Raw genomic sequence first — 17,836 nt, forward strand, 5'->3', positions numbered from 1 at the left:
AACCGGAGGAAGGTGGGGATGACGTCAAGTCCTCATGGCCTTTATGTCCAGGGCTACACACGTGCTACAATGGCCGGTACAAACCGACGCAAGAGCGCAAGCTGGAGCAAATCGGAAAAAGCCGGTCTCAGTTCGGATTGGAGTCTGCAACTCGACTCCATGAAGCTGGAATCGCTAGTAATCGCGGATCAGCACGCCGCGGTGAATACGTTCCCGGGCCTTGTACACACCGCCCGTCACATCACGAAAGTCGGCTGTACCAGAAGCCGGTGGGCTAACCCGCAAGGGAGGTAGCCGTCTAAGGTATGGTCGGTAATTGGGGTGAAGTCGTAACAAGGTAGCTGTAGGAGAACCTGTGGCTGGATCACCTCCTTTCTAGAGTTCTCTCCTTCGTCGTTTCTTCTCATGAGACTTCGAAGGACACTCAAGGTCGATCGTTGGTTCGCTCTGTTCAGTTTCCAGGGAATCGGTCCCGCCCGCGCGCGAACCGGTCTTTACAGGGAAGTCGATCGTGAAGGCGCTTATCTGGGCCTGTAGCTCAGTTGGTTAGAGCGCACGCCTGATAAGCGTGAGGTCGGTAGTTCGAATCTACCCAGGCCCACCATCCGCCTCCGCCCGCGACAGACGCGAGCTCAGGCGAGGCAGGCTCGAAATTCACGGGGCCGTAGCTCAGTTGGGAGAGCGGCGGCTTTGCAAGCCGTAGGTCGTCGGTTCGAACCCGATCGGCTCCACCATTCGGATGAAGGAGACGGACGCACGCGTCCTTCTCCTTGATCCGAAGAGATCAGGATCTTTGACAAAAGAATCGGGTAAACAAAAATTGACAGATCAAAACGCGTCTTAGGTATTTTATGGTCAAGCTACTAAGGGTGGACGGTGGATGCCTTGGCGCACAGAGGCGATGAAGGACGTGGCAAGCTGCGATAAGCCCGGGGGAGCCGCAAACAGGCTTTGATCCCGGGATTTCCGAATGGGGCAACCCCTTCCGGGTCATACCGGAAGATCCTTCGCTGAATTCATAGGCGATGAGAAGCTAACCCGGGGAAGTGAACCATCTCAGTACCCGGAGGAAGAGAAAGCAATTGCGATTCCGTCAGTAGCGGCGAGCGAACGCGGAACAGCCCAAACCTCGAGGGCGCAAGTTCTCGGGGGGTTGTGGGGCGGAACATGGCGCAAGCCGAGAAGTTACAAAAAACCAACTTAGCCGAAGGCTCTGGAAAGTGCCGCGAAACAGGGTGACAGCCCCGTAGGCGAAAAGTTCGGTCTCTTCCCGTTCCGTTCCCGAGTACCACGGGGCACGAGAAACCCAGTGGGAATCCGGGTGGACCATCACCCAAGGCTAAATACTCCTGTGCGACCGATAGTGAACCAGTACCGTGAGGGAAAGGTGAAAAGAACCCCCGTGAGGGGAGTGAAATAGTACCTGAACCCGTCCATCTACAAGCAGTGGAACCACCATGGGGCAACCCGGTGGGACCGCGTGCCTTTTGCATAATGAGCCGGCTAGTTAATTTCAGCGGCAAGGCGAAGCAACGTGCAGAGCCGTAGCGAAAGCGAGTCTTAATAGGGCGTCCCAGTCGCTGGGATTACACGCGAAGCGGGATGATCTACCCTTGGTCAGGATGAAGCCTGGGTAACACCAGGTGGAGGTCCGAACTGGTGTTGGTTGAAAACAACTCGGATGAACTGAGGGTAGGGGTGAAAGGCTAATCAAATTCCGTTATAGCTCGTTCTCTCCGAAATAGCTTTAGGGCTAGCCTTGCGTGAATGTCAACGGTGGTAAAGCGCTGGATGGACTAGGGGCCTTTCCCGGTTACCGAATCCAACCAAACTCTGAATGCCGTTGAGCACTGCGCGGGAGTCAGACAGTGGGGGATAAGCTTCATTGTCGAAAGGGAAAGAACCCAGACCGCCTGCTAAGGTCCCTCAATCGTGGCTAAGTGGAAAAGGATGTGGAGACGCCCTGACAGCCAGGAGGTTGGCTTAGAAGCAGCCATCCTTTAAAGAAAGCGTAATAGCTCACTGGTCAAGCGGCTCCGTGCCTACAATTCAACGGGGCTCAAGCCACGTACCGAAGCAGCGGATGCGGAGAGATCTTCGGATCTTTCCGCGTGGTAGGAGAGCATTCCAACAGGGGTGAAGTTAGACCGCGAGGACTAATGGACCGGTTGGAAGAGACCCTGCCGGCACAAGTAGCGAAAAAGCAGATGAGAACTCTGCTCGCCGTAAATCTAAGGATTCCTGAGCAAGGTCAATCCGCTCAGGGTTAGTCGGTCCCTAAGGCCAGGCCGAAAGGCGTAGCCGATGGACATCAGGTCAAAATTCCTGAACCGCCGAAGAGTCGTTATTACGAAGGGGGGACGCAGGAGGCTAGACGTACCGGGTGCTGGACATCCCGGGCCAAGCTGGTAGGTGGAGGAGACAGGCAAATCCGTTTCCTCGTCAACACCGAGAAGCGAGTGCGAGACCGCAAGGTCATAAAGTCGTCGATGCCACGCTGCCGAGAAAATCCTCTAAGGAGACTCCTGGGCGACCGTACCGCAAACCGACACAGGTAGATGAGGAGAAAATCCTAAGGCGCTCGAGTGAAGCGTTGTCAAGGAACTCGGCAAATTAACACCGTAACTTCGGAAGAAGGTGTGCCTCATGGGGTCGAGGGCTTCGCGCCTGAGGCTTCGTGGGGTCGCAGTAAAACGGCCCAAGCGACTGTTTAATAAAAACACAGGACTCTGCAAAGTCGAAAACGACGTATAGGGTCTGACGCCTGCCCGGTGCTGGAAGGTTAAGGAGAGTGGTCAGCCGCAAGGCGAAGCTACGAACCGAAGCCCCAGTAAACGGCGGCCGTAACTATAACGGTCCTAAGGTAGCGAAATTCCTTGTCGGGTAAGTTCCGACCTGCACGAATGGCGTAACGATTTGGGCACTGTCTCGACAACGCGCTCGGCGAATCTGTAGTACCGGTGAAGATGCCGGTTACCCGCACGTAGACGGAAAGACCCTGTGCACCTTTACTATACCCTGGCACTGAATTTCGGCGTTGTCTGCGCAGGATAGGTGGGAGCCTATGAACCTGGGGTTTTGGCCTCGGGGGAGGCAACGGTGAGATACCACCCTGATAGCGTTGGAATTCTAACCCAGACCCGTAATCCGGGTCGGGGACCCTGCCAGGCGGGTAGTTTGACTGGGGCGGTCGCCTCCTAAATTGTAACGGAGGCGCCCAAAGGTTCTCTCAGGCTGATTGGAAACCAGCCGTAGAGTGTAAAGGCAGAAGAGAGCTTGACTGCGAGACCGACAAGTCGAGCAGGTACGAAAGTAGGGCTTAGTGATCCGGTGGTTCTGTATGGAAGGGCCATCGCTCAACGGATAAAAGGTACGCCGGGGATAACAGGCTGATCTTGCCCAAGAGTTCACATCGACGGCAAGGTTTGGCACCTCGATGTCGGCTCATCGCATCCTGGGGCTGAAGCAGGTCCCAAGGGTCCGGCTGTTCGCCGGTTAAAGCGGTACGTGAGCTGGGTTTAGAACGTCGTGAGACAGTTCGGTCCCTATCTCGTGTGGGCGCAGGATAATTGAGTGGATTCGTCCTTAGTACGAGAGGACCGGGACGAATGAACCTCTTGTGCACCGGTTGTCGCGCCAGCGGCACGGCCGGGTAGCGATGTTCAAAAGGATAACCGCTGAAAGCATATAAGCGGGAAGCCTTCCACAAGATGAGTTATCCCGGGGGCAACCCCCTGAAGACCCGTGGGAGATGACCACGTTGATAGGCGGGATGTGGAAGCACTGTAAGGTGTGAAGCTGACCCGTACTAATCGGTCGTGCGGCTTGACCATAAAATTCTTAAGGTGCGTTGTATCCGTATCTTGATTGCTCGCGTGCGCGAGACCCGATTCTCTGGAGAACCGTAACAGGTTTTCTCGGTGGTTTTAGCGAGGGGGACCCACCCGTTCCCATTCCGAACACGGCAGTTAAGCCCCTCAGCCCCGATGGTACTGCACGGGAAACTGTGTGGGAGAGTAGGACGCCGCCGGGGAATTAATTAACAAGGCCCGAAGAGTGATCTTCGGGCCTTTCTTTTTGGAAGCGAGAACCACGAACGGCGACGGCCGATTCGCCCGAGGGGAGGCTGAGGGGAAAATCCCCTGCGGATCGGAGGTGCAGGCGGCCACTCTCCGGGTTGCGCGAAGCGCGTGGCCGCCGTCGGGCGCGGCCGGGCACGCGCCAAGTTTTCGATAACCGGTTGCCGCGCCGTCGCCCACAATCCCGCAGATCGTGGCGAGTGCCCCTGCGAGAACGGACGAGACCCGGGCGGCCGGACGAACGCGCGTCCTGGGCCTCGGGCCTCTCGCCGCCCTCGGCATCCTGTTTTCGGCGGTTCCTCTCCATGGGGCTCAGACCTACACTTACACCGGCCAGAATTTCTCTTCCGTGACGGCTCCCTACACGACGGCGGAGAAAGTGACCGGCTCGTTCACCACCGCCGTCGCATTGCCCCGTTTCATGCCGCTGACGGACGTTTCCGGCTCGATCGCGAGCTACTCCTTCAGCGATGGAGTCCAGAGTCGGACGAGCGCGAACAGCTTCGCCTGCGATTTCTCGGTCGCGACGGACGGAGCCGGAAACGTCTCCGCCTGGTTCGTGTACCTCACCCAGGCGCCTCATCCGGCCCTCGGCGATCCGGAAGAGACGATGACGCTCGCGAGCGCGTCCCATGACGTGGTCGGATCGGGCGCCGCCGTCGCGAGCGCCTGCGCGAGCATCCCGCAGCCGGTCTTCGGGGCTTCGCCGGGTCCAGGTTCGTGGAGCTCCAGCCTTCCCCCGGGGAGCCCGACGACGTACGTCTTCACCGGACAGCCGTTCACCTCGGTCACCGCTCCGTACGCCACGAGCGAAAAGGTCACGGGTTCGGTCGTCTTCGCGAACCCGCTCCCTCCGTTCCTTCCTCTCACCGACGTCGTCGCGGCGCTTTCCGATTTTTCCTTCACGGACGGCGTGCAGACGAGGACCAAGGTGAGCTCGAACGTGTGCCAGTTCGAAGTCGCAACCGACGGCGCCGGGAAAATCTCGAAATGGTTCGTCTACCTGACGCAGGCTCCCCATCCCGCGTCCGGGGATCCGGAGCAGACGATGACGCTTTCGGGATCGTCGCACGACGTCGTCGGCTCCGGCGCGGCCGTCGCGGATCCCTGCGCCGCCATCGCACAGTCGATCTTCGCCGAATCCGCCGGACCCGGAACGTGGAGCTCGAGCCTCCCGCCGCCGGCTCCCGCGACGTACCACTACGTCGGCCACCCGTTCTCTTCGGCGACGCCGCCGTATTCGACGAGCGACGAGCTCACGGGCTCGATCACGCTCGCCGGCCGGCTGCCCGCGTTCCTTCCGATGACCGACATCTCGGCGGCCCTCTCCGATTTTTCCTTCACGGACGGCGTACAGACGCGCACGCGCGCGAATTCGACGGTGTGCACGTTCGAGGTCGCGACCGACGGCGTCGGGGCGATCACGCGCTGGGTCGTCGAGCTCCGCGAGGCGCCCACGCCCGCTCCCGGGAACCCCCAGCAGAACGTCGATTCGACGTGGTCGATCGGCGATCTCGCCGGAACCGGGCCCGCCGGCGCGACCGCCTGCGCGGTGATCTCGCTTTCTCCCGCCGGGTCGACCTCCGTGATCGGGTCCTGGACCGGCCCGGCTCTGCCCGGAACGCCGGTGTCGTACGACTATGCCGGACCGTTCTTCACCGACGTCATCGCTCCGTACACGACGCAGGACCGGATCACGGGAATGCTTCGATTCGGGAATCCGCTGCCGCCGAACATGCCGTTGGCGGACGTGACCGCCGCGATCCTCGACTTCTCCTACAGCGACGGCATCCAGACGCGAACCGCCGCCGACAGCGTCATCTGCAAGCTCGAAGTCGCGACGGACGCCGCCGGCCGGATCGTGCAGTGGGACGTCGAGCTCCGGCAGCGCGTCGCGTCGAGCTCCGACCCTTTCTCGTCGATCGACTCGATTCACGTCGGAGCGGTGGGGCGCGACCTGGGCGGAACGAATCCGGCGGGAGGGAATCCCTGCGGGGTGTTCACCCTCGATCCCTTCGGGAGCACCGCGCCGGGAGGCGTCGGATCCTGGACTCCGGCCCCGGCCGGCGGCGGAACGGCGATCCCGACGCTCTCGGGATCCGCCTTGCTCGTGCTCGCCGCGCTGACGGCGGCCGCGGGCGCTTCTCTCGCGGGCCGGGCGCGTCCCTGAAAGGGGGCGCGAGAGGACGGGGCGGCCGAAGAATCCGCGTCCCGGGTGCGATGGATTCCCCTTTCGTGCTACAAGGACTGCCCGAAGGCCACGCCGCCATGCGCTCGACCAGAATCGCTCCGCTGCTCCTCTCGGTGCTCCTCGCGGGACTCGCGCGGGCGTCCGCCGACGAGCCGACTTCCGACCGCCGGGTCCACGTTCGCGCCGGCGCGATCACGGAATCCGATCCGATCGTGCTCACGCCGGACGGCGCGAAGGTCGCGTTCACGCGATCCTTTTCGATTCCCGACTCCCGTTTCGTGCCGGATCCCTACGAGGAGAAGTGCACGAGGAAGGCCGTCCGGTACACGTTGAAGGCCGCCGCGCAGAAGGAGATCCTCGGCGCCGACCATCCGCTCCCGGACCCCGATTCCGAAGACGCGCTCGTTCTCCATCCGTCGGAGCTCCGGAACGCGGCGGGAAAGTTCGGAGCCAACGCCGTCTATCTCCTGCTCTCGGATTCGGAATCTCTCGCGGGTCAGAAGGGCGTTCACGACTGCGCGATCGTGGAGAAGGACGGCGACCGCGAGCGGGGCGAATCCCTCCAGGAGATCGGTTGCCGGACGGAACAGGGGGCGAAGCTTTCGTTCTCCCGTTACGCGGGCCAGGCCCGGTTCTACGCGTGCCCCGCTCCCACGGCGAAATGATCGACTCCCGCGGGCCGCTCGTCCCGCCAGAACGGCACGGCGCGTGAGGGCGATTCGCAAGCCGCTTCCGGGGGAATACCCCGCCTATGCGGCGGTGTACGTCGATCTCCTTCCGGACGACGGTTCCATTCTCGATCAGCTGTCGCGCAACGCGGTCGCCACCCGGGAGCTCGTCGGCGCCCTGCCGGAAGAGCGGCTTGCGTTCCGGTACGCGCCGGGAAAATGGACGATCAAGGAAATCGTCGCCCACCTGTCGGACGACGAGCGGATCTACGGCTACCGCGCCCTGCGGTTCGCGCGGAACGACGCCACGGAGCTTCCCGGATTCGACCAGGACGCCTTCGCGCGATTCTCGGGAGCGAACGCCCGGCCGATCGACGATCTCCTCGCCGAGCTCGAGGCGGTGCGGAGGTCGACGGTGCTCCTGTTCGCGGGATTCGACGATGCCGTCCTCGACCGCTCGGGCGCCGCCGACGGGAACCGTTTTACCGTCCGCGCTCTCGCGTACCACATCGCGGGCCACGAGCTCCGGCATCGGAACGTCATCCGCGAGCGGTACCTCTCCGGCGGCGCGGCGGTCCGATGAGCGTCGGCGCGGACGCGGAGAAGTCCCCCTCGCGGATGTCCCCCTCGCCCACGCTCCTCCTCCTGGTCGGCGCGTTCGCCGGTCTGCCGAGCTTCATGGTCGCGATTCCGGCGGCATCGATGAAGACCGGCGCTTCCGGGTTCGCGGTTCACGAGGATCAGCTGAATCTCGTCGCGACCTGCGGCCGGGAGCTCCGGGGCGGGGACGAGGGGCGGGAACCGGATTCCCGGACGCTCGTCGTCGTGCGCGGGGACGTCGATGCGCGTCCGCTTTCCGCGGCCTGGCGCTGCGCGCGGTTCCCCGGGGGCCGGGCCTGCTCGGCGATCGGGGGAGCGTTGCCCCTGCTGAGAACGATCGGCCCCGTCGGGGGGCCCGGGCGGGCTCCGTGAAATCTCCCGCGGGGAACGATCGATCCGGAGATCTGCTCCGCGCGCTCGGCCGGTGGGACATGGCGTTCTTCCTCGTCGGCACGGTCATCGGTTCGGGGATCTTCCTGGTGCCCTCGGAGATCGCGCGCGATGTCCGGTCGGAACCCGTCACGATCGGGATCTGGATCGCCGGGGGAATTCTGACGATGCTCGGCGTTCTCTCCATCGCGGAGCTCGGGTCCGCGATTCCGGCGCCGGGAGGGATCTACACGTACATCGCGCGCGCGTATGGAAGGCTTCCCGGATTCCTCTGCGGATGGGCGATCTTCACCGTGATCACCTCCGGGGCGATCGCGACGCTCGCCGTGGCCTTCTCGATCTACCTCTCCGGGCTGTTTGCGATCTCGGCGGCGGCGGGCCGCGCCGTTTCGATCCTCGCCGTCCTGACTCTGACCGCCGCGAACGTCGCGGGGGTCCGGACCGGAGCCACGGTGCAGAACGTCCTGACGGTGCTCAAGGTCGCCGGCCTCGCCGGCATGACGATCGCGATCTTCGCGCTCGCCGGTCCCGCTCCGGCCCCGGCATCCCTCCCGGCCGCGGCGGTTCCGAACGGCATCGCCGGAATCGGCGTCGCCCTGCTCGGCGTTTTCTGGGCCTACGAAGGATGGCACGACGCCACGTTCGTCGCGGGCGAAGTGCGCGACCCGCAGAGGAACTTCCCGGCCGGGGTGGTGATCGGCGAGCTCGTGATCGTGGCCCTCTACGTCGCGGCGAACCTGGCGTACTTCCGCGTGATGAACGCCGGCGAGATCGCCGCGTCGCCCCGCGTGGGGCTCACCGCGATCGGGAAGGTCCTCGGTCCGTGGGGAGCGAAGGCGCTCACGGCCGCGATCGTCTGCTCCATTCTCGGCGCGATGAACGGGTCGATCCTGGCGGGGCCGCGGGCCTACTTCCAGATGGCGCGCGACGGCCTCCTCCCGCGCGGCCTGGCGGAAGTCCACGCGACGTTCCGGACGCCCGCGGCGGCGATCGCGCTCCAGGGCGTCTGGTCGTGCGTCCTGATCCTCTTCATCGGGGGGTTCTCGCAGCTCTTCACGTACGTGATCTTCGGCGGCTGGCTGATGTACGCGCTCGCGACCGCGGCGGTGCCGATCCTTCGGCGCAAGGAGCCGGAACTCGCCCGTCCGTTCCGCGTTCCGGGCTATCCCGTCGTTCCGGCGGTCTTCGTCGTCGCGGCGGCCGCGATGACGGTGAGCACGATCCTCCAGCGCCCCCGCGAATCGCTGCTGGGCCTCGGCTTCATCGCGCTCGGCGTCCCTCTCTACTTCTTTTTCCGCGGTTCCGGCCGGGAGTAAACTGACGGCGAGGGACGCCATGAGCGGATCATCGAAGTGGGCCGGGCTCTTCGCGGGCGTCTTGTTCGCGGCAGCGGCGTCGGGAGCGGAGAGTCGCGTGCAAGGGCAGCTCGTCGTCGACGGAAAGCCCGTCCGGATCACGCACGTGTACGCCTTCGCGCAGAAGGGCTTCTTCGACGAGAAAAAGCTGGACGTCGTCCTCCTGTTCTGCGATGCCGCCGTGCCTCCGGCGGCGGTGCGCGACCCCTTCGCGCGGACGGACCTCGTGAAGGCCGGAAAGCTCCACTGCGTCGAGCAGACGATCGACGAGGGCGGCCAGGTCATCAACTACAAGGTCCAGCACGAGCGGTTCGGCGTGCCGGAGGGCGGCGGCTCGACCGAGCACGTTTTCGAAGCGAAGACGTTCGACGGGAAAACCGCCGCCGGCCGGTCGCGCACCACGGCCCCGCAGAAGTCGTACGACGACGTGCCGTACGAATACGACATCACGTTCTCCACGCCCATCGAGCCGAAGAAATAGCCCTGCCACGGCTCGGTCTGTTCACCTCCGGCATCGTCCGGTTCCGGCACGACCCCATTCCGGAAGCGGACACCCCCGGCCCGGGACGTTCCTGCAACCCCCTGAAAACGCGCGATTCGACACTGGCACCTTTCTTGTCAGGGATATCGGCGAGGTTCTGCTGGTGAGCGTCATTCAACACTTCGCCGGAGGGGCGTGATGTCGCTTCTGGATCGCTCGATCGAGGAGGCCCCGCTCTCGATGCCGTCCCACACGCTGCGCGGGGGCCTCGCCCCGGGCGAGCCCGGCGTTCTCGACGTGATCTTCGAAGGAAGGGCCGTCCGCGTTTCTTCGTGGCGGTGTCCCGTCCTCGCGCGGGAATGGTCCGAAGAGCGGGTGCAGAGCGCGGATGCCGTGGCTTTCCCGCGGGACGTTCCGTTTGCGATCCACGCGGAAGGGGAGTCGATCGTCGCGGACCGCAACGTCGTCCTGTTCCACTCGGCGGGCGTTTCCTACCGGACCAGCCACCCCTTCGGGACCGGCGATCGCGGACTGCTCCTGCGATTCGCGCGCCCGGCCCCGTTCACCCTGCGAAACGCGGAGCGCCGCTCGTGGGCGCTCCGATCGCCGCGCGCCCACCTTCTCCAGGAAATCCTGTTTCGCCGCGGCGAGGACTCCGACCGGAGGACGGTCGAATCGCTCGCGCTTCGCCTCCTCTCGGAAGCACGGCGTCTCGCCGATACCGCGCCGGCGCCTCCCTCCGGGCGGCGCCGCGAAGCGGCCGTCCAAGCGACGCGCCGCCGTCTGGCGAGCGATCTGCGCGCCAAGCTCGGACTCGCGGCGCTCGCCGCTCAGGCCCGATACTCCCCGTTCCATCTCGCGCGCACCTTCCGCCAGGCCACGGGGGTCACCTTGCGGCGGTATCGCCTTCGGGCGCGGCTCTTCGCCGCGCTGCCTCGCGTTCTGGAGGATCGCTCCGACCTGATGCAGATCGGTCTGGATCTCGGGTTCTCCTCGCACAGCCACCTGACCTCTGCCTTTCATGCGGAATTCGGGATGTCGCCTTCCTCCCTGCGCCGCCTGGTGCGGGAGGAAGAGCTGGGCTTCGTCGCGTCCCGACTGGGATTCGGACCGGCGCGGTTCGAGTAGCGGGTCGGCCCGAAAGGACGGCACGTCTTCCGGCGCTCGGTCCAGGCGGGTGCCCTTCGCGAGACGGAACGAGAGGCCCGCCGCGGAGGAGCGGCGAGGGCTCCCGCGTCGCCGGCCATGCACCGGAGGGACCGCCTTCTTCGGAGTTCCTCGGGATGGCGTCTCGGCGATCGACACGCCATCGAGCGACACTCGCGCGCGCTCGACCGGAGCACCACGGACCGACCTGTCCCGCCGCTCTGTCGAAATCGTGCGAATTCCATGTTCACGGCACGACCGTTGCTTCGATCGCGGCATCGTGGGAAGCGGATTCAACAACCCCTCGTCGGTCGCCCCGGTCTTCCCGAAACATTCAGGAGGAACCGATGAGGATCGGGAGGATCACGGGGAGGGGGGCGTCGATGCTGGTCGCCGTCGCCTGCCTGTCGGCGGGTATCGCTTTCGGCGACTGCGGGCCGTTCAGTGACACGTCGACCGGCTCGTTTTGCGGGGCGATCGAGGAGGCCTTCTACGCGGGGTTGACCAACGGGACTTCGGCGACGACGTTCGGTCCGGAGCAAGGCGTCACCCGGGATCAGATGGCCGCGTTCATCACGCGAACGCTCAACCAGGCGACCGCACGTTCGAACCGTCGGGCGGCGCTGGACCAATGGTGGCAGGCGACCACGCCCCGATTCGATTCGTTCGGCACGACGGCGGCGAGCGACGCCCACCAGTGCCGCGCGGACGGTGCGGACATATGGGTATCGATCTTTCAGGGGGTCTCGCGAGTCCGGGCGAGCGACGGGAAGCTTCTCGGCACCTGGACGCCTGCGCCCGGACCCTCCTGGCATCCCGGCTCGGTGCTGGTGGCGCTCGGACGCATCTTCACGACGAACGTCGATCTTCAGGGGGCGATCGACATGGCGGACCCGACGCAGGATCCCGGCGAGATGACGCAGGTCGCGCAGACCATCCTGCCGAACATCTCGGGGATGACGTTCGACGGAACCTCGATCTGGACGTCGCACATCGGAGAAGACCCCAACGGGGGCGACAACGGGGTGACGATCATCACACCGGGCTCCTGGACCATGACGCCGGTGACGACCGGATTCACCGGATCGGTCACGGGGATCGCGTTCGACGGTTCGAACGTCTGGGTGACGATGACGCCGGGATCCCTCCTGAAGCTCGACGCGAACGGAGCGATCCTGCAGACGGTGTCCGTCGGAGGCGCTCCGACGTCGCCGACCTTCGACGGCGCGAACATCTGGGTCGTGAATTCGTCCGATAATTCCATTTCCGTCGTGCGGACGTCTTCCGGGGCGGTCGTCGCGACGCTCACCGGCAACGGTCTCAACGGGCCGACGGGCGCGGCCTTCGACGGCCAGCGGGTGCTCGTGACCAACCATGCGGGCAACAGCGTGTCGGTCTGGCGCGCGGCGGACCTGTCCCCCCTCGGAACGGAGTCGACCGGAGCGTCGAGCCAGCCGGTCGGCGCGTGCAGCGACGGCGTGAACTTCTGGGTCGCGCTCGCGGGAGCGGGCGAGCTCGGCCGTTACTGAGCTGAGGGCGCGATCTTCCGGCCGCCGGCCGCCACGAGGCGCCGGCGGCCTTTTACGGGGTCAGCGCCCGCGCGCCTTCCTCGCGGCCTCCGCCCGCATGCGCTGCATGGCGTCGGTTTCCTGATCGGAGAAGCGCTCTTCCCGGAAGGGATTGCCGCGGAGGTGATACCCGTTCTCCTCCCAGAATCCCGGAACGTTCGCCGCGACGAACTCGAAGGCGCGGATCCACTTCGCGCTCTTCCAGAAATAGAGCTTCGGGACCACGAGCCGGCACGGGCCTCCGTGCTCGGGAGAAAGGTCGCGGCCGTCGTGGCGGATCGCGAGGAGCACGTCGTCCCCGCGAAGGTCCTCGAGGGCGACGTTGGTCGTGTAGCCGCCCTCCGAGTGCACGACGACCGCGACGGCGTCCGGCGCGAGCGCCACGCGATCGAGGATTTCGCGAGCCCGGACGCCCTCCCAGAGATTGTCGAATCGGCTCCAGCGCGTGACGCAGTGGATGTCGGAGACGACTTCGGCGCGCGGAAGCGCCAGGAACTCCGGCCAGGTCCACGAGACTTCTTGACCGACTCGTCCGACGCAACGGAACGTCCAGTTCGCGAGATCGACCGATGGCGTCGCGCCGTAGGTCAGGACCGGCCATTTCTCCGTGCGGTACTGCCCGGGCGGGAGCCGCTCGGTGTCGTCGGTCACGGGAGGGATTCTCCGTAGGCCCGCGGGTCGGTGCCCGCGCGGGCGCGGCCGGAGCACGCCGCGGCGCGCCCGCGGAAGACTCGCCGCTCGCGGGCGAACGCCGGGGGAGACGCCCCCGCGGCGTCTCGCACCATCCGGACGAGTCCGCCGATCCGCCGCGGCGCCTCGATCCGCCAGACCGCTTCGATTTCCCGATCGGCCTCGGAGCTCACGAGGCCGAATTAGAACATCGCTCCGCCCCGGGATTCTTCCGCATCTGGCGGAGGGAGCCTTCGCCGGGTAGGCTTCTTGCTGGGAATCGCCTTTCGGAGGTCGAAAATGCGAAAACACCGTCTCACCACGCCTCAGATCGGTTTCGTGGTCGGCACGCGGGCGGCGCTCGCCGCAGGGGCCGGCCTGCTGCTTTCCGGAAAGCTGTCGAGGGCCGCGCGGCGCCGACTGGGAACGGCGCTGGTCGCGATCGGAGCATTGACGACGCTGCCGGCGCTCCGGCTCCTCGCGCGCCGCTGAAGCGGCCGCTCCTCCGGTCCTCCCGGCCCCGATGACGCCCGGTCAGGGGAATTCCGCGACGCTCTTCCCCTCCATGTACTTGTCGAACCATCCCACGATGTAGCGCAGCCGTTCGATGCGGTGCGACGGTCTGCCGGAGCGGGAGAGCTCGTGGGTCTCGCCCGGGAAGAGCACCATGGCCGCCGTTTTGTGGAGGGCCTTGAGCGCCCGGAACATCGCTCCTCCCCCCGAATCCGTGGGCGCGCGCAGATCGCTCTCTCCCTCGATCGTGAGATAGGGAGTCGTCACCCGCTCGGCGTAGCTGACGGGAGACCGCCGGCGGTACTCGTCGGGGTCCTGGAAGGGGAATTTGCGGAACCACGCCGGCGTGAAGATCGGGACGTCGAGGTCGTACCACCAGCCGGCCCAGTCCGCGATCGACCGCTGAGAGACGGCCGCCTTGAACCGGCCGGTCTGGGTGATCGTCCAGTTCGTGAGCACACCGCCGCCGCTCCCGCCGGTGATCCCGAGTCTCTTTTCGTCCACGTATCCGCGCCGGATCAGCTCGTCGACGCCCGCCATCAGATCCTTGTAGTCGATTCCTGGAAACTCGTACTGGATCGAGTTCGCGAACTCCTGCCCGTACGAGGCGCTGCCCCGCGGGTTCGGCGCGAGCACGACGTAGCCCCTGGCCGCCATCCACTGGAACTCGTGGAAGAACGTCTCGCCGTACTCGATGTGCGGTCCGCCGTGGATGTTCAGGATGAGCGGGTACTTCTTCTTCGGGTCGAACCGGGGCGGTTTGACGACCCAGGCTTCGATCTTCGTGCCGTCGAAGCTCGGATACACGATTTTTTCCGGCACCGACACGTCGATTTCGGCGAGCAGCGCGTCGTTTTCTCCCGTCAGCCGGGTGAGCCGGCGCGTCGCCGCGTCGAGGACGTAGAGCTCTCCCGGATGCGCCCCGTCGTCGATCGTGAGCGCGAATCGCGACGCGTCGGGCGTGGCGCTGAACGCAACGATTTCCCGGTCGCCGGCCGTCACCGGCTGGCGCGCGCCGGTGGCGGCGTCGACACGAAACAGGTTCGCGGCGCCATGCACGGTCGCGACCGCGAAAAACGCCGCTCCGTCGGGCGTCCAGACCAGGGCCTCGGCATCGCCGCCGCCGCGCGGAGGGTGGGTGTCGTAGGCGACGAAGTTCGTCAGATCGGCCTCCCAGTCGGCCGTGAGGTCGCGCGTACTCCTGCCGTCGGAGACGAACAGGTCCACCTTGTCGTACGAACGGGTGCGCTCCGGGTTGATCCAGCCGTGAAAGGCGAACCGGCGGCCGTCCGGAGACGGGGAGACGTCGAGGACCGGGCCGTCGATGTCGACGATCCTGTCGATGGGGCCGCCCGAAGCGGGGACCGCGTAGACGTTGCTGTCGGACGGGTAGTAGTAGGACTCCGCGACCGGGTCGGACGCGAAGTAGAGGCGCGAGCCGTCGGGGCTCCAGACCGGAGAGCCCTCGTCGAATTTCCCTGCCGTGAGCTGCCGCGCTTCGGCGGGACCGTTCGCGGGGAGCGTCGACGGGACCGTCCAGACGTGGTCGTGGGACGACGGGTCGATGAGGCCCAGGCCGTTCAGCCGGTAGAACGCCTCCGTCACCAGATGGACGTCGCTCTTCTTCCGATCGGCCTTTGCCCCGCGCTTCTTCTCTTCCAGGTCCTCCGGAGTCGTGCCGCTGGTGAACGCGATCGCTTTCCCGTCCGGGGACCAGACGGGCGCGCTCGTTCCCTTCGGGAGGTCGGTCAGCATCCGCGCCTCGCCCCCGGACATCGAGAGCAGGTAGACCTGAGGCGCGCCCTTCTCGGGCGAGCGGAGGAAGGCCAGGGTATGTGAATCGGGCGCCCATCGGGGCGCGGAATCGCGCGGCCCGGAGGTCAGCGGCCTCGGAGCGGCGCCTTCGGAAGCCGCCACCGTCCAGAGCGCCGTGTCGTAGCGGTCCTCCTTCTCGTTCACCGTCACGAGGACGTAGGCGATCTGCCGGCCGTCGGGGGAGATCTGCGGGTCGGCGATCCAGCGGAGCTTCAGGAGATCGGTTTCGGCGATCGGGCGTCGTGGCGGCGCCGCGGGCCCCGCGGCCAGGCCCCCCAGCGCGAGAAGCGCCGCGGCGAGACGGGAAGTCGATTTCACGGCTTTCCTTTCGTCATTCCGCCGGGAAGGCGTACAGGTTTCCGTCGAGGCCTCCGACGAACACGAGGCTCCCGTCGACCACGGGCGGGGCGCCGAACCCCGAGACCTCGGAGCGCGTCGGGGGGAGCGTCCATCGCCACAGGATCCGTCCGGTTTCGGCATCGAGCGCGGAGAAGCTCCCCACGTGCCGCATCTGATAGGGCTCATAACCGGTCGCGCTCGCGAACACGCGCTTGCCCGCGACGGCGGGCCGCGCCCAGGGAAGGCCGAAGACGTCCGTTCTCCACACGACCCGGCCGTCGCGGGAGTCGATCAGGGTGACCCGCCGCAGGTCGGAAGCGCCGATGAAGAAAAGGCTTCCTTCGCCGGCAGCGGCGCTCGACTCGATTGCCGATCCCCAGAAGATCATGCGCCAGAGGACCTTCCCGGTCTCCGGGTCGAACGCATAGAGGATGCCGCCGCGGCTGCCCACGACGATCCTGCCGTCGACGAGCACGGGGGAGCTCGAAATCTCCGCCTTGAGGTCCTTCTGCCAGATTTCCGTCCCGCTCTTCCGGTCGAGCGCCCGCAGCTTGTGGCCGAAGCTCCCGAACACGACCCGGGATCCGTCGACGACGGCGTCGGTGCGGATCTTGTTCGACCCTTTCGGATCCCAGGGCACCACTTCGGGCGGTTCCTTGTTCTCCGGGGCCTCGAATCTCCAGACGCGTCTTCCGGTCTCCGCGTCGATCGCGTGGAAGCTGCCGTCTCCGGATCCGACGTAGAGAACGCCGTCGGCGATCTGCGGCTTCGGCGAAGTCATCTCGAAATCGAATTCCCCGATCCGGGGTTCGACGGTGTCGACGATCGGATGCGAAAGGACTCGGGGCGCCCTCTCTCCGCCGAGGTCGTAGCGCCAGGCTTCCTTCCCCGTCCTTCGGTCGAGCTTGAAGAGATATCCGTTGTCGCAGACGAAGAAGACGTGGTCGCCCGCCACGAGAGCCCCGCCGTAGATCGGGCCGCCGGCGGCGAACATCCAGACGAGGCTCCCGTCGCTTTCCCGGACCGCGTCGAACGTTCCCCCCGTCGTTCCGACGTAGACGACCCCGTCGCGCACGGCGGCCGGCGCGTAGATCGGCCCGATCCCGAGTCTCGCCTCCCACTTCGGCCCGGGACCGGCCGGGAGCGGCGGAATGGGGACCTCGGAGGGCAGCGTCCGGGCGCGATGCAGGGACGCCGGCGTGTTCGTCGGAAGGTAGGTTCCCTCGAGAGTGTCGCCGCGGAGGGTCAAGGTCGTCCCGTAGTCGGGGATGGCATAGGTCGCCCCGTGGCGTTCGACTCTTCCGGGAATCTCGAGCCCGTAGAAGTTCCCGACGGGCTCGTACAGGTACGCCTTCAGCTCGCCGGCGGCGTTGCGCTTGAATTCGAAGCCGATCTCGATGCGGTCCTGGGGGAATCCCGCTTCTCCCTTCCATTTTCCTTCGATCGGGTCGGCGGCCGGAGACGCGGCCGACGCGAGGGCCCCGACGGCGAGCGCGCCCGCGGCGGCGAGCCGGGCGAGACGGCGGGGAAACGGACGGACGGTCGACGGGACGAGCCGGAACGAGCCTCGAAATTTCATGCGCGACCTTCTACGCCCCGGCGGCCGGCCCCCGCTGTCACTTCCTTGCAGCCGCCGTGAGTCGTTCGCGGAGCCGTGACGCGTCTCCTTTTCGGGCGATGCGGCGCACCGTTTCGGGAGTCACGCCGACCCGCCGGCGGAAGGTCGCCGTGAAATGGCTGTGGCTCGAGAATCCGAGATCGAAGGCGAGGTCGGTCAGGTCGCGGCAGCCGTCGGCGAGGCGGTCGATCGCGCGGTTGACGCGGACGTCGGTGAGGAATCGGTGGATCGTCGTCCCCGTCGCCGCGCGAAAGCTCCGGCAGAGGCGGAACGGAGTCGTGCCGAGCCGCCGCGCCAGATCGTCGAGCCGGTGGCGAGCGCCCGGGTGGCCGGAGAGGAAACCCCGCAGGGCTTCCGCTTCTTCGCGTTCGCGCCGGAGAGAGCGCGGGCCCGGCGCGCCGCCG

14 protein-coding genes, 2 tRNA genes and 3 rRNA genes are annotated in these 17,836 nt (G+C 65.9%); 14 read left to right on the forward strand and 5 right to left on the reverse strand.

What is annotated here, in order from left to right:
- The 13 genes from VFS34_17480 to VFS34_17540 all read left to right on the forward strand — a co-directional run.
- A 16S ribosomal RNA gene (locus VFS34_17480) occupies positions 1-375 on the forward strand; the annotation flags it as partial.
- Between the two features lie 152 nt (positions 376-527).
- Positions 528-604 (forward strand) — tRNA-Ile (locus tag VFS34_17485).
- A gap of 54 nt (positions 605-658) precedes the next feature.
- A tRNA-Ala gene (locus tag VFS34_17490) sits at positions 659-734 on the forward strand.
- A gap of 119 nt (positions 735-853) precedes the next feature.
- A 23S ribosomal RNA gene (locus tag VFS34_17495) occupies positions 854-3,833 on the forward strand.
- A gap of 83 nt (positions 3,834-3,916) precedes the next feature.
- Positions 3,917-4,033 (forward strand): 5S ribosomal RNA (rrf, locus tag VFS34_17500).
- A gap of 239 nt (positions 4,034-4,272) precedes the next feature.
- Entirely contained in the window at positions 4,273-6,249 is a 1,977-nt protein-coding gene (locus VFS34_17505) for a hypothetical protein (GenBank protein ID HET9796243.1), read from the forward strand.
- 98 nt (positions 6,250-6,347) lie between these two features.
- Positions 6,348-6,935 (forward strand): hypothetical protein, encoded by a 588-nt coding sequence (locus VFS34_17510; GenBank protein HET9796244.1) that lies wholly within the window; start codon positions 6,348-6,350, stop codon positions 6,933-6,935.
- A gap of 43 nt (positions 6,936-6,978) precedes the next feature.
- Positions 6,979-7,521, forward strand: coding sequence for a DinB family protein (locus VFS34_17515; protein ID HET9796245.1), 543 nt, complete (start codon positions 6,979-6,981; stop codon positions 7,519-7,521).
- The gene (locus tag VFS34_17520) at positions 7,518-7,910 is read left to right on the forward strand and encodes a hypothetical protein (protein HET9796246.1); all 393 of its coding nucleotides are present in this window, start codon (positions 7,518-7,520) and stop codon (positions 7,908-7,910) included. The genes VFS34_17515 and VFS34_17520 overlap by 4 nt, the downstream gene beginning before the upstream one ends.
- Positions 7,907-9,244, forward strand: coding sequence for an amino acid permease (locus tag VFS34_17525; GenBank protein HET9796247.1), 1,338 nt, complete (start codon positions 7,907-7,909; stop codon positions 9,242-9,244). The genes VFS34_17520 and VFS34_17525 overlap by 4 nt, the downstream gene beginning before the upstream one ends.
- A gap of 19 nt (positions 9,245-9,263) precedes the next feature.
- On the forward strand, positions 9,264-9,764 hold the full coding sequence (locus VFS34_17530) for a hypothetical protein (protein HET9796248.1): 501 nt from the start codon (positions 9,264-9,266) through the stop codon (positions 9,762-9,764).
- 198 nt (positions 9,765-9,962) lie between these two features.
- Positions 9,963-10,892 carry an AraC family transcriptional regulator gene (locus VFS34_17535; protein HET9796249.1) on the forward strand — a complete coding sequence of 310 codons (930 nt, stop codon included), beginning with the start codon at positions 9,963-9,965 and terminating at the stop codon, positions 10,890-10,892.
- 365 nt (positions 10,893-11,257) lie between these two features.
- Entirely contained in the window at positions 11,258-12,439 is a 1,182-nt protein-coding gene (locus VFS34_17540) for an S-layer homology domain-containing protein (GenBank protein HET9796250.1), read from the forward strand.
- Positions 12,440-12,499: 60 nt separating this feature from the next.
- Here VFS34_17540 and VFS34_17545 read toward each other — a convergent pair whose 3' ends face one another.
- Both VFS34_17545 and VFS34_17550 read right to left on the reverse strand, forming a co-directional pair.
- Positions 12,500-13,129 carry a sulfite oxidase-like oxidoreductase gene (locus VFS34_17545; protein ID HET9796251.1) on the reverse strand — a complete coding sequence of 210 codons (630 nt, stop codon included), beginning with the start codon at positions 13,127-13,129 and terminating at the stop codon, positions 12,500-12,502.
- Positions 13,126-13,341: a hypothetical protein gene (locus tag VFS34_17550; GenBank protein HET9796252.1), complete on the reverse strand. Its 216-nt coding sequence runs from the start codon at positions 13,339-13,341 to the stop codon at positions 13,126-13,128. Before VFS34_17550 ends, VFS34_17545 begins: the two co-directional genes overlap by 4 nt.
- A 106-nt stretch (positions 13,342-13,447) precedes the next feature.
- Between VFS34_17550 and VFS34_17555 the strand changes: the two genes are divergently transcribed.
- Entirely contained in the window at positions 13,448-13,639 is a 192-nt protein-coding gene (locus VFS34_17555; GenBank protein ID HET9796253.1) for a hypothetical protein, read from the forward strand.
- Positions 13,640-13,681: 42 nt separating this feature from the next.
- On the opposite strand, the gene VFS34_17560 is transcribed toward VFS34_17555, so the two are convergent.
- The 3 genes from VFS34_17560 to VFS34_17570 form a co-directional block, all read right to left on the reverse strand.
- Positions 13,682-15,793 (reverse strand): S9 family peptidase, encoded by a 2,112-nt coding sequence (locus tag VFS34_17560; GenBank protein HET9796254.1) that lies wholly within the window; start codon positions 15,791-15,793, stop codon positions 13,682-13,684.
- A gap of 13 nt (positions 15,794-15,806) precedes the next feature.
- Positions 15,807-17,393: a PQQ-binding-like beta-propeller repeat protein gene (locus tag VFS34_17565; GenBank protein ID HET9796255.1), complete on the reverse strand. Its 1,587-nt coding sequence runs from the start codon at positions 17,391-17,393 to the stop codon at positions 15,807-15,809.
- Between the two features lie 37 nt (positions 17,394-17,430).
- The coding region (locus VFS34_17570; GenBank protein ID HET9796256.1) for a helix-turn-helix transcriptional regulator at positions 17,431-17,836 on the reverse strand (406 nt) is incomplete at its 5' end.

The organism is Thermoanaerobaculia bacterium (assembly GCA_035717485.1).
Classification (GTDB): domain Bacteria; phylum Acidobacteriota; class Thermoanaerobaculia; order UBA5066; family DATFVB01; genus DATFVB01.

Excerpts from the sequence above, each read along its gene's own strand:
- VFS34_17510 (HET9796244.1), top strand. The coding sequence starts at position 6,348 with ATGCGCTCGACCAGAATCGCTCCGCTGCTCCTCTCGGTGCTCCTCGCG.
- VFS34_17520 (HET9796246.1), top strand. The coding sequence starts at position 7,518 with ATGAGCGTCGGCGCGGACGCGGAGAAGTCCCCCTCGCGGATGTCCCCC.
- VFS34_17530 (HET9796248.1), top strand. The coding sequence starts at position 9,264 with ATGAGCGGATCATCGAAGTGGGCCGGGCTCTTCGCGGGCGTCTTGTTC.
- VFS34_17535 (HET9796249.1), top strand. The coding sequence starts at position 9,963 with ATGTCGCTTCTGGATCGCTCGATCGAGGAGGCCCCGCTCTCGATGCCG.
- VFS34_17540 (HET9796250.1), top strand. The coding sequence starts at position 11,258 with ATGAGGATCGGGAGGATCACGGGGAGGGGGGCGTCGATGCTGGTCGCC.
- VFS34_17555 (HET9796253.1), top strand. The coding sequence starts at position 13,448 with ATGCGAAAACACCGTCTCACCACGCCTCAGATCGGTTTCGTGGTCGGC.
- VFS34_17565 (HET9796255.1), bottom strand. The coding sequence starts at position 17,393 with ATGAAATTTCGAGGCTCGTTCCGGCTCGTCCCGTCGACCGTCCGTCCG.